Below are 11,574 nucleotides of genomic sequence, written 5' to 3'. Positions count from 1 at the left end.
ACGGAATTGTTTATGCCGAGGCGAATTACTGCAAAAACGGTAAAGCAGCTGTTTGTTTCAATGCTGCGGGCCATGGGCAGCGCGTTTTTCCTGTTGTCGTTTGCTCCCGAAGCTGCCCTGGCTGAAGACGATCCTTTGGATGCGCCCCTCGTGCCTTTCGAGTTTCAGAAAGGTGATACGATCCGAGCCGTGGTCGGCAGGCATCTGAAAGACCCGGATCTCTGGCCGACCGTGCTGGCGCTGAACGACATTGCATCGCCCGTGGATCTGCGGCCCGGCATGCGGCTCATGATGCCCGTGCGGCAAGTGAGCGCTGCGGATGCGGCGCTGCGTACCTCTTTGAGTGCGATACAATCCGCCAATGCAGAAGGCGCCGGTATCTTCGCGCCGGTTGAAATCGGGCAAGCCATTGAAAACCGGGATCTGGCGGTCGGCCAACGCACCGCAGGCGCCTGGCGCCAGGTCGTGAGCCTCGCCGATCTGGCGACCGAATTTGCCGGGGTCGCTCTGGATCTGTCCATCGCGCAACGCGACAGGGCTGCCGAGGCCGTGATGTCTGATGTACAGGGCAAGGTGGAAGGGCGTGCGCCCACCGAACCAGCGTGGTCCGGGCGGAAGCTGGACGATATCCTTGTCGAATTTGAGCGTGTGCGCACCCTTTCGGCCAGTACAACTCAAATCACCTTCCGTGACCTCAGCCGCTTGCGTCTCAATCCCAACTCAAATGCCACCATTCAGCGGATGCGATCGGATCCCTTGACGGGCGACGAGGTGACCAAGGTGACCCTCGCCAATGGGGATTTTTACGCGCTGCTGAACCAGTTGACCGAAAAGACCACGTTCGAGATCGATGTCCCAGGGCTGCAGACCCGGACCAACTCTGCCGATTTCTGGATCAAGAACGATGACAGTGGTGCCCGGTTCGTGAATTACGACAGCACCGATCTGGAGATCGCGCGTGGCCCGGATCGTATTGTGGTTGGCAAGAATGAAGGTGTTGTGATCGCGGACGGCAAGGCGGCGCGTGCGGCGGTTCTGTCGGGCCCAACCTTGCAGATGCCGACCCAGGGCGAGACGATCTACTCGGGTGTTGCCGAGCTTGGCTGGGAGGCCTTCCCGGATGCCAAAGCTTATTGGCTAGAGGTGGCCAGAGACCCTGCATTCAATGCCATGAAGCTGTCCGAATGGGGCGTGAAAGAGACAGGTTTTTCGGCTGAACTGCCCCCGGACCAGTATTTCTGGCGCGTGGCTGCGCTGGACCAGCTGGGCTTGCCCGGCGCCTGGAGCGTTCCGCGCGGATTTGCCATGCGCGAAGACAAGGTCCCTCCGTATCTCACGCTCCTTGCACCATCGCAGGGGGCTGTCCTGTCCGAGCCAGGTGTGATGGTTCTGGGCGCGGCAGAGGCCAATGCGCGGGTTGATTTGAATGGAGAGACGCTCAACACCTCGGCGGATGGGAGTTTCGAAAAGTACCTGACACTTGAGCCGGGAGAGACCTTGCTCTCGGTTGTTGCCATCGATCCGGCCGGCAACCGTACGACCCGCGAGACCACCGTTGTCTACAGGCCCGGGGTCGAGGTCAGCATCGTTCTGGATGCGGGCATGCCGCGTGCGGGGTCGGCTCTGGCCACGCGATCAGATGAGTTGTCGGTGAGCGCAAGCGCGGATGCCGCGCCGGGGGCAGAAGCGCGCGTTTTGGGGCCCGGTGGGGATGTGCTGCGCACCCGGGTGGCGGAAGATGGGCGGTTGTCCTTCTCGGTTCCTGCCTCGGATCCGGCGCTGGATTACCGGATCGAAGTACTCTCGCCTTTGGGCGCGGTGGAGGGGGAACTAGCCTTTGCGGCTTTGCGCGATCAGCATGCGCCTGAAATTGTGCTGGATGTCCCCCCGCCAGCAGTGGTGGGCAAAGACAGCCTCGCTCTTGAGGGTGAGGTCGGCGATGCGGTCTCTCTGTTTGTGAATGGCGATGCGGTGACGATGTCAGAGGGGCGTTTTGCCCATGAGGTGCTGCTTGCGCCGGGACGCAACGTGATCGAGCTGGTTGCAGAGGATGCCGTGGGCAATGTGGCCGTCAAACAGGTCAGCACGGTCTTCGATACCGAACCGCCCGAGGTTCTGGGGGTGACGCTGTCCCGTCCGGACGGCGACGCAGGCGGGATCCAGATCGAAGTGCGCGCCCGCGATGGATCGGGTTTGCGTCAGGCCGCATCCTTTGTGATCGAGATCGGCGGGCGTGAGGTCTCCGGGTATTTGCGGTGCGACACGGCGGCCGAGACATGCCGGGCCGTGCTGCCGCCCGAGCCGGGCGATCTGTTTTTGGTGGAAGTCATGATCGAGGACTACGTGGGAAATGCGGCTTTCCGGTGAGGAAGGCTGAAAGACAAGGGGCGGAAATATGACCGTAAAGACCTGCAGAACCCTTTGGTCTGCTGTCACGGGGCTTGGCCTGTGCGCCTTTGCCACCACGGACGCGCTTTGGGCGCAGGGGACCAGCGTTCAGGAGGCCCTGATCGTGGTCTACGGTCAGGCGGCTCCCAGCCGTGAAGGCGATGTCGACAGCCGCGAGCAGATCTTCTTCAGCCTGCCCAGCGATCAGACAGAGCGGCTTTACCTGCGCCTTTTTGATCCCGAAACCCACGCTGAGGGCGATTTTTCATACGGCGGAACTGCGGATGCCCTGACGCGTTTTCGCCTGTTTGGTGGTCAGGGCAGCTATTCGGACATCGAGCGGCCCGCCCCGGTAAAGGATGGCGCACGGGCGGCCCGCAGGCCTGAGGCGGTTCCGGCTCCGGGAAAGCTTCTGCGGGAGCGGGAATTTGGCAATGATGATGCCACAGACGGGCGCTGGATCACATTCGCGGCGCTGCAGGCGCGTCAGGGGGAGATCATCGAAGGGCGTGCCTATTTCCGCCTCGATGTGGAGGGCGCCAGGGGCAATGACGGCAATGGATTTTCGCTTGCGCTGAGCCTTGCGCGGGATCGCAATGTGGCGCCGCAGGGACTTCAGATGTTTTCCTACAGGCCAACGGTGCGCTGGCCGGGAAACAGCCCGCCGACCGAGCTTTGGTTCACGGCTCCACCCGGTTCCGTTCCGCTGCGGATACAGAGCTTTGACGGGGCCAATGGCGATCTGAACCTGCTGACGCAATACAGTGACCACGAGGTCCAGATCTCTGGTCAGGATGTCTGGGCATCGGACACGGTCATCCCAAGTGACGCGAACAGGGGCGAGGCAGCGCATGACATGGCGCTCTCCCTTTCGGGGGGCTTTGAGGTGCCAAACGATGTCACGCTGGCGGTTTTCGATGATAAGGGCGCGCCGTTGCCCCTCAGCATGCCGCCGCGCATCGCCCTCCAGCCGCGCAGGCCGGTGGCCGCCGGGTTGGCCAGCCCGCTCGCGGATTGCCGGGCGGTTGGATTTGAGGCGAGCCTTTCCGAGGGGCGCTCTCCGCTGTCCTATTCCTGGGAGTTTAGCGATGGCTCCGGGTCCCAAAACGCTGCCGTCGTTCACCGTTACACCGCGCCGGGGCGCTACACCGCGCGCCTGAATGTGCTGGAGCCCGGCGCGCGACCCGGGCGCGGGGCAAGCCTTGAGTTGCCGGTGCATGTGCGTAACGCACCGGTCGCGGTGCCGGGGGAGGATGTCCTCGTGGCACCGGGTCAGGTGGTGGCCTTTGACGGCAGTGCTTCACGGCCCTCGGACAGTCCGATCACACGCTATGGCTGGACATTTGGCGATGGCGCAGCGGCCGAGGGCGACAAGGTGCGTCATGTCTATGACCGACCCGGAACCTATCGTGCCGTGCTGCGGGTGCGGGATGAGACCGACCATCCCTGCAACTTTGGCGTTGCAACGCGGCAGGTCTTTGTCAACGCATCCCCGGTTGCCGAGGCAGGCAGCGATCAGATCGGAACTGTCGGTCAGACGCTGCGCTTCTCTGCGCGGGCCAGCTACGATGTGGACGGGGGCATATCCGGGTATCTCTGGGACATGGGCGACGGCACGACACTTGAAGGGGCCGAGGTCAGCCACGCCTACCAGAGATCAGGGACATTTCGCGTCTCGCTGCGGGTAACAGATGACAGCGGTGTCTCCAACGATATGGCCACAGATGCCTTGCAGGTTGACGTGAACATGCCGCCGGTGCCCCGGTTCACAGTGCCGGAGCGGCCGATCTCCGTTTCGGAAGTCGCGCGGTTTGATGCCGGGGAAAGCAGCGACGAGGATGGCCAGATCGTGTCTTTCATCTGGGATTTCGGAGACGGGGCAATGGGAGAGGGGCAAACCGCCAGCTATGCCTGGAGTGCGCCCGGAACCTATGAGGTGACCTTGCTGGTCGAGGACAACAGCGGCACGGCTTCGGCTCTGCAATCTCTGAGCCAGTCCGTGCGCGTGGATGCCGCGCCAGTGGCAGAGGCCGGCCCGGATCAGTTTGTCACGGCGAGCGAGGTTCAGTTTGACGGCACAGGCTCGCGTGATCCCGATGGCAAGGTGATCGAATGGCTCTGGGATTTTGGCGACGGCAGCACAGGGCAGGGGCCGAACCCGACGCATGCCTATGCGCGTGTCGGCACCTATGACGTGGCGCTCGTGGTGCGCGATGACAGCACGGCGCCGCGCAACAGGGACCGCGACACCTTGCAAGTCGTGGTGAATGCCGCGCCGATTGCGGATGCAGGCCCGCCGCAAACCGTTGCCCCCGGCGATGAGGTGGTGCTGTCGGGGCGGGCCTCTGTCGACCCGGACGGCAAGATCGCCCGCTATCGCTGGTACTTCCCCGATGGCACGGTGAAGCAAGGGGAACGGGTGGCGCATGTGTTCGACGCGCCGGGACTATACGCGGTGCGGCTCAGCGTGGAGGATGACTTTGCCCTTGCGCCTGCGCGAGATGATGGGGAAGTCCTGATAACCGTAAATGCGCCGCCAGTGGCCATTGCCGGGCCCGACCGGTTGGTGGCCCCGGGCACCACCGTCACGTTTGACGGTCGCCAGAGTTTCGATGCCGATGGCGTTCTGACGTCCTATCGCTGGGAATTCGACGATCTCGGATCGCCACTGGACGCCGCCTATCTTGAGCGGGCCTATGTGTCGCCTGGGGTCTGGTCCGCTCAGCTGGTGGTGACTGACGCGGCTGGCGTGAGCAACAGCACCGCGGTGGACGATCTGACCGTGCGGGTCAACCATCCGCCCATCGCCGATGCCGGTCCTGAAATCGAGACGGAACAGCGCTATGTTAGTTTTGACGGCAGTGCCTCCAGCGACGGGGATGGGGACACCCTGATCTACGAGTGGGACTTCGGCGACGACAGCACCCCCCGCAAAGGCGAGCAGGTCACGCATGTGTTTCCTGGTCCGGGTGTCTATCCCGTGACTCTTTGGGTGGATGACGGCACTGGCCTCAGCAACGCCCGCGCGGTTTCGGCAACGCGGGTGACCATCCGGGCCCGTCCCTTTGCCGACGCGGGGGGCAACCGCGAGGTCTGTTCGGGTGAGCCGATCCTGTTTGACGCCTCGGGTAGCCGCGACCCGGACGGCGGGCTGCTGCTTTATGCCTGGGATTTTGGCGATGGAGAGACTTCGGACCTTATCAATCCCAGCAAGAGCTATGAACGCCCGGGAGTCTATCCTGTCACCCTCACCGTAAAAAACGAGACGGGCAGCAGGTATGGCAGCGCCGTGGACCGGATTGCGGCCGTGGTGCAGGAGGGGCCGATCGCTGCCGCGGGCCCTGACAGAACAGTATGCACCAATCAGCCAGTACGCTTTGACGGCATGCAATCGACGGATGCGGATGGAGCGGTCAACACCTTTGCCTGGACCTTTGGCGACGGGGGCAACGGCAGCGGTGCAACCCCGGAATACCGCTATACCCGACCGGGAACCTATACCGTGACCCTGACGATCTCGGGGGATGCGCGCAACAGTTGCAGCCCGCTGGATACCGATACTGCAGAGGTCACCGTTGTTGCAGCGCCGGAGCCGGTGATCCTGGGTCCTGACCGGGGTGCCCTTGACGCGGATCTGAGCTTTGAGGCCGAGATCCGCAATCTCGGCAGCGAGCGTGTTGCGGCTCTGACCTGGGAGTTTGGAGATGGCAGCACGGCCTCCGGCGCAGAGGTCTCTCATCGTTTTGCCGAGCCGGGGCGCTACCCGGTGACCCTGACGCTGGAGCTGGAGGGCGGCACGAAGGGGTGTGACGTTCTGATGGCAAACCGCGAGATCACCATCAACGCGCCCCCCTTGGCCGCCTTTGACGCGCCGCTGCAAGCCTCCGTAGGAGAGGACCTGCGCCTTGATGCCGGCACAAGCAGCGACCCGGATGGGGCGATCACGGCTTTCGACTGGGATTTCGGCGATGGAGCCAGCGCCGGTGGTGTGCTTGTCTCTCATCGGTATGAAAAGGCTGGAACCTATGGGGTGCGCCTTGCCGTGACGGATGACGCGGGGGTCTTGAACAGCACATCGGTCGTCACGCGGCAGATCACGGTGAGCCCGGCTCCCTTCGCCGGACTGGCAACTGAGAATGCCGTTTGCCCCGGTGAGCCGGTCACCTGGGACATCCCGTTGGCGAAAGGAGAGACCGCAAGCTGGTTGTTTGACAGGACGGCTTCGGCCAGCGGTGCTTCGGCCAGCCACACATTCCAAAGCCCCGGCGTCTTTCCCGTGGCGCTGACGCTGACGGATGGTTCGGATCTGATCGGAGCAACCCGGCGCGAAGAGGTCTACGTCCGGGTCAACGCCCCACCTGTGGCGATGGCGGGACCAGACCGGGTCGCCTGTGCCGGCGACGTGCTGCGCTTTGATGCGGGGGCCTCTGCCGATCTGGACGGCAGGCCGACGGAATGGATCTGGACCTTCAGCGACGGGACTGTGCTGAAAGGCGCGCAGGTTGAACGCATCTTTGACAGCCCCGGCGCGCGAACCGTGACCCTGGCCGTGCGCGACGATAGTGGCGCTTCCGGCTGTGACACGGGTCTGGACACCGCCGAAATCCTTGTCAACGCTCCGCCGCAGGTGGATGCCGGACCGGATCGCAAGGTGCTGGTCGGGGCCGCCCATGATGTAGTGTCTTTTGATGCCACCGGGGTTCAGGACCCTGACGGGCAGGGGGTCCGTCTTACCTGGGACTTTGGCGACGGGGCGCGCGCCAGTGGGGCGGTGAACCGCCATCGTTACGCAAGCCCCGGGGAATATACCGTCACGCTTGAAGGGCGTGATGCCACCGGCCTTGCCTGCGGGATTGCCCGCGATACGGCCGTGATCACTGCGGTGGCACGGCCATGAAAGGCCTTCGCTTTCCCCTGCGTGCCAAGTTCTTTCTGTTCGCGGTTCTGTTGTCCGTGGGGCCGCTGATCCTTGTTGCCCAGAACATCAGCCGCCTGACGCGGGATGAACTCAAGAGTGCGGCGAACGAAGATCTGACCTCGGTTGCAGCCGAGCTGCGCACGTCGTTCGACAATACCTTTCAGGGTCGTTGGCTCACCCCTTTGATGGTGATCCGAAACGGGGTCGACAGCCCTGATCTCGATGTTGCGCAGAAGGTTTCCCTGCTGACACTGGGTCTGCAGGAGCTTCCTCAGGTGGCTGCGCTTCAGCTGTCTGTCGCGGGGTCCGATCTGCCGATTCTGGTGGCCAATGCCAAGTACAGCGACCGTCTGCAGGCAGCTGGTCTGGATCCGGTGGAGGTTCTTTCAACACCCGCCGATCTCATCACCTCTATCTCTGAAACGGGCCAGTTCGGCAGGCCGGTGATCCGCTACATGCCCGAAATCGAAACCTGGATGGCCACCCTGGCGCTGCCGCTCAATACTCATATTGCGGGGCGGGAGGTGACCATGGCCGCCAAGATCGATCTCGATCTTCTGGCACAGATGGTGGCCTCACATCCCTTTGCGCAGCGCGGCGAGATTGCGATCGTGGACCATGCCGGACGGCTGGTGCTGACCGACAGGCCACGCGTCGTTTCGGACCGTCGGATCGTGGCCAGCGCGATCCCATTGATCGTGGCGGGCGCGCGGGCCGACGCCCTGCAACCCTATGTGCGCCGGGATGGGGAGGCGGTTCTTGGGGCCTATGCCTTTCCATCGCACTTTCCCTGGGCCGTGATCACCGAGCTGAGCGAAGACAGCGCCTATGCCGTGGTGAACGCAATGACCCTGCAGATTGCCAAGGTGGGCCTGGTCGGGTTGGTACTGGCGGCCATGGGGGCGTTTTTCATGGCGCAGGGGCTGACGAGGCCGATCCTGAAAATCGGTGATGTGGCGCAGAAGGTCGGGCAGGGCGACTTTGCCATCCGCGTCCGCGGGGTGAGCAGTCGCGATGAGATCGGTCAGCTGGCGCGGGAGGTGAACCAGATGATTGCCCATCTGGCCGAGCGGCTCGAGCTGATGAAATTCGTCTCGCACAGCACGATGTCGGCCATTCGCAAGGCCGAGGACAGCGGCATGCGGCGCGGCGGAGAACGGCGGCGCGTTTCGGTCATCTTCACTGACATTCGCGGCTATACCTCATTTTCCGAAACTGTTCCGCCCGAAACCGTGGTCGAAGTGCTCAACCGTTACTTTGATGTGCAGGCGGGGCTGGTCGACAAATACGGCGGCGACGTGGACAAGTTCATTGGCGATGCACTGGTCGCTGTCTTCGAAGGGCAGGGCAAGGAGGAACGCGCCGTTGCCGCCTCGGTCGAGATCATCGCAGACCTGCAAAATCTGCTCAGCATCTACCCCGACTATGATCTGCACGTGGGCATCGGCGTTGCCTCTGGCGAAGTGGTCATGGGGGCCACCGGAGCCCGCGACCGGATGGACTTCACCGTGCTGGGCTCGACCGTCAACCTGTCTGCACGGCTCTGCTCCAAGGCTGCGCCGGACCAGGTCCTGATCGATGAGGCCTCGCGCAGCGCGGCCTCCGGCTCGGAGCGGTTTCATTTCGAGGCACTTCCGGCGGTCTCTCTCAAGGGATACGCAGAGCCTGTTCCGGTTTTCGCCGCCGTGCTGCGCGCGCCGGTTCAGGCCTGACGGTGATCTTGACACCTGTCCGTCCTTTTTTCGTCGCGGTGCCCTGTCTTTGCGGCTATGGACGGAGCCATGACACATGCAGGTACATTCGAGATCTTTCTCACCGTTGCGCCGGGACTGGAACACGCGCTTTTGGCCGAAGTGCGCGAACATGGGTTTTCGGGCCCAAAGGTCGTTCCCGGGGGCGTGATCATTCAGGGGGGCTGGAGCGATGTCTGGCGCGCCAATCTTCATTTGCGCGGTGCGGCGCGGGTTCTGGCCCGGATCGGTGAATTCCGCGCGTTTCATCTTGCGCAGCTGGACAAACGCGCCCGGAAGTTTCCCTGGGCTGATGTGCTGCGGGCGGATGTTCCTGTGCGGGTCGAGGTGGCGACAAACAAGAAATCCAAGATCTACCATGCGGGCGCCGCTGCGCAGCGGATCGAGCGCGCCCTGTCCGAAGAACTGGGCGTTTCCATCGTGCCGCCAAACGCCCCTGAGGCGCAAAGCCAGGGCAGCGTCACGGTGAAATGCCGGATTGAGGACAACCTCTGTGTCTTCAGTGTCGATTCCTCGGGCGAGGGGCTCCATAAGCGCGGGCACAAAGCCGCCGTGGGCAAGGCCCCGATGCGCGAAACCCTTGCCGCCCTTTTCCTGCGGGACTGCGGGTTTGATGGAACCGAAACGGTGGTCGACCCGATGTGCGGCTCGGGCACCTTTGTGATCGAGGCGGCTGAAATCGCATGCGGTCTTGCTCCGGGACGCAGCCGCAGCTTTGCCTTCGAGCGGCTGGCGACCTTCGACGCGACAGCCTGGGAGGAAATGCGGAGCGCATGCAAAGAGAATGAGACGTCACTGACCTTCTTTGGCTCGGACCGCAACACAGGCGCCGTCGAGATGGCGGCGGCCAATGCCGCGCGCGCTGGTGTTGAGCGTTGCACCTCTTTTGCGCAAGCGGCCGTCAGTGATCTGCAGCCGCCCGAGGGCGTGCCCGGTCTGGTCATCGTGAACCCGCCTTACGGTGCCCGGATCGGCAACAAGAAGCTGCTCTTCGCGCTTTATGGTGCCTTGGGGCAGACCTTGATGGAACGGTTTTCCGGTTGGCGGGTGGGGATCGTGACCAGCGATACCGCTTTGGCCAAGGCAACACAGCTGCCCTTTCTGCCCTTTGGCGCACCTGTTGCCCATGGCGGGCTGAAAATCAGACTGTTTCGCACGGACCCGCTGCCCTGAGCGGGGCCGCAAGGGGAGCCAGCGAGGAGAGTTCCGGCAGGCTCTTGCGCAAAGCCGATCGATCGGGTGGGATCGAACGTGCAGCCACCTTTCGGAGACACTCCCATGCCTTTGCGCCTTCTTCTCGTTTTGTCCCTGCTCCTGTGCGGCGGATTGGCCAATGCCCAGGATCGCGCAGCTATTGAGCGGCAATTCCAAAGCTGGCTGACGCAAGAGATCTGGCCCAGGGCCCGCAACGTCGGCGTCACCAAAAAGACCTTTCGCGCGGCTTTTGATGGGGTCCGTCTCAATTGGGAACTTCCGGATCTTGTTCCGCCCGGCAGCGCCACGGAGGGGCCGCGCAGGCAGCGTCAGGCGGAATTCGGCGCGCCGGGACGGTACTTTGGTCGCGGTTCTGTCGACGGGGCGACCTCTGTGGGCCGACAGATGGCCAAGCGTCACAAGGGCGTGCTTGCAGCTGTCGAACGGCAGACCGGCGTGCCGGGTCACATCATCCTGGCGATCTGGGGCCGGGAAAGCGCCTATGGCCGGGCTGCAATCCCGCACGATGCCTTCGAGGTGCTGGGGACAAAGGCCTTCATGAGCACGCGGGCGGAGTATTTTACGCAGGAACTGATTGCAGCCTTGCAGGTGGTGCAGGCGGGTCATGTCCCTGCGCGCGCCATGAAAAGCAGCTGGGCAGGCGCATTGGGCCAGCCGCAGTTCATGCCGTCCAATGTTCTCAAACATGCCGCAGACGGCGATGGTGACGGTCGGTCGGATATCTGGGGTTCCGAGTCCGACACCATTGCCTCGATCGGGGCCTACCTGCAGCACCATGGCTGGCAGGCGGGCCGGGATTGGGGGTTCGAGGTTTCGGTACCTCCATCCGCCTCTTGCGCTCTGGAAGGGCCGGATCAGGGCCGCAGCATTGCCGAATGGGCCGGCATGGGCATTGCCAGAGTTTCGGGCCGTCCGTTCCCGGACCACGAAATGCCCGGGCAGGGCTTCCTGATGATGCCCGCCGGACGCCACGGGCCGTCCTTTTTGGTGACCCCCAACTTCTACGTCCTGAAGGACTACAACATGAGTGACCTTTACGCTCTGTTCGTGGGGCACGTGGGTGACCGCATCGCCTTTGGGGTAGGAGATTTCAAAGGGCCTTGGGCAAAGGTGGATCCGATGCTGCGCTCCGATGTGGCGGCGATGCAGAGGGCTCTGGAAGGGCTGGGGCATGATGTGGGCGGCGCGGATGGTCTCGCCGGGTTCAAAACGCGGCGCTCGATCGGTCGCTGGCAAGAATCTCAAGGATCCCCGGTCACATGTTTCCCCGACGCCCGGGTACTCTCTGCTCTTACCGATTGA

Annotated in this window: 5 protein-coding genes; all 5 read left to right on the top strand. The window is 63.4% G+C overall.

Annotated elements, in window-relative coordinates; translation table 11 throughout:
• Positions 1-72: 72 nt before the first annotated feature.
• The 5 genes from AADA15_RS13300 to AADA15_RS13280 all read left to right on the top strand — a co-directional run bounded on the left by AADA15_RS13300 (position 73) and on the right by AADA15_RS13280 (position 11,574).
• A complete protein-coding gene (locus tag AADA15_RS13300; protein WP_341642041.1) occupies positions 73-2,367 on the top strand; it encodes a FecR domain-containing protein in 2,295 nt (764 codons plus the stop codon).
• Positions 2,368-2,395: 28 nt separating this feature from the next.
• On the top strand, positions 2,396-7,285 hold the full coding sequence (locus tag AADA15_RS13295) for a PKD domain-containing protein (protein WP_341642040.1): 4,890 nt from the start codon (positions 2,396-2,398) through the stop codon (positions 7,283-7,285).
• Positions 7,282-9,018 (top strand): adenylate/guanylate cyclase domain-containing protein, encoded by a 1,737-nt coding sequence (locus tag AADA15_RS13290; RefSeq protein WP_341642039.1) that lies wholly within the window; start codon positions 7,282-7,284, stop codon positions 9,016-9,018. The genes AADA15_RS13295 and AADA15_RS13290 overlap by 4 nt, the downstream gene beginning before the upstream one ends.
• Positions 9,019-9,087: 69 nt before the next feature.
• Entirely contained in the window at positions 9,088-10,230 is a 1,143-nt protein-coding gene (locus AADA15_RS13285; RefSeq protein ID WP_341642038.1) for a THUMP domain-containing class I SAM-dependent RNA methyltransferase, read from the top strand.
• A 105-nt stretch (positions 10,231-10,335) separates the two neighbouring features.
• Complete coding sequence (locus AADA15_RS13280) at positions 10,336-11,574, top strand: lytic murein transglycosylase (protein WP_341642037.1); 1,239 nt, start codon at positions 10,336-10,338, stop codon at positions 11,572-11,574.

Source organism: Phycobacter sedimenti (assembly GCF_038148855.1).
Classification (GTDB): domain Bacteria; phylum Pseudomonadota; class Alphaproteobacteria; order Rhodobacterales; family Rhodobacteraceae; genus Phycobacter; species Phycobacter sedimenti.
This window is presented reverse-complemented; position numbering and strand designations above follow the sequence as displayed.